We start from the raw sequence: 923 nt of genomic DNA on the forward strand, positions 1-923 counted from the left end.
GGAAAATCGACTTTGATGAAGTGTTTGTTCGGCATCTACCACGAGGATGGCGGCGAAATCATCCTGGATGGGAAGAAACAGGTCATCAATACGTCGAAACAGGCGTTGGACCTCGGCATTTCCATGATCCACCAGGAGCTGCATCCGATCCGTTACCGTCCGGTAATGGAGAACATCTGGCTGGGAAGATTCCCCATGAAAGGGATCGCCGTCGATAAAAAGACGATGATCAAGAAGACGAAGGAGCTGTTCAAAGAGGTCGACCTGGATATTGATCCGGAGGTGCTGGCGGGCACGCTGTCTGCATCCAACTTGCAGCTGGTGGAGATTGCGAAGGCAGTTAGCTACAATTCGAGGATCATCATCATGGACGAACCGACGTCTTCGTTGACGGACAATGAGACAGAGCACCTGTTCAAGATTATCCGTCAGTTGCAGGAAAAAGGCTGCGCCATCATTTACATCTCGCACAAGATGGAAGAGATCCTGAAGATCTCGGACGAAGTGACGATCATGCGAGACGGCACCTATGTTGGCACCTGGCCGGCAAGCGAGTTGACAACGGACCTGATTATCAGCCGCATGGTCGGCCGCGATATGACGAACCGTTTCCCGCCGAAGACGTACACCCCGGGGAAGGAAGTCGTACTCAAGGTGGAGGACCTGTGCTCTCCGCTGCCGAAGTCGTTCCAGCATGTGTCGTTTGAACTACATAAGGGCGAGATTTTGGGCATCGGCGGTCTGGTAGGCGCGCAGCGTACCGAGATGGTCGAGGCTTTGTTCGGTCTGCGTGCGATTGAGTCCGGCAAAATCGAGAAGGACGGCAAGCCGTTCAAGGTAAAGTCGGTGCGCGACGCGAAGGCGCACGGATTGGCGCTTCTGACCGAGGAACGCCGCCAGAGCGGTGTGTTCGGCATCCTGTC

The 923-nt window shown here is 54.8% G+C and carries 1 protein-coding gene; it reads left to right on the plus strand.

Features of this window, described 5'->3' with window-relative positions:
• Positions 1 to 923: sugar ABC transporter ATP-binding protein (locus B5F54_RS17135; protein WP_140400423.1), on the plus strand; the 923-nt coding region annotated here is incomplete at both ends.

The sequence above is a fragment of the Anaeromassilibacillus sp. An250 genome (assembly GCF_002159845.1).
GTDB lineage: Bacteria > Bacillota > Clostridia > Oscillospirales > Acutalibacteraceae > Anaeromassilibacillus > Anaeromassilibacillus stercoravium.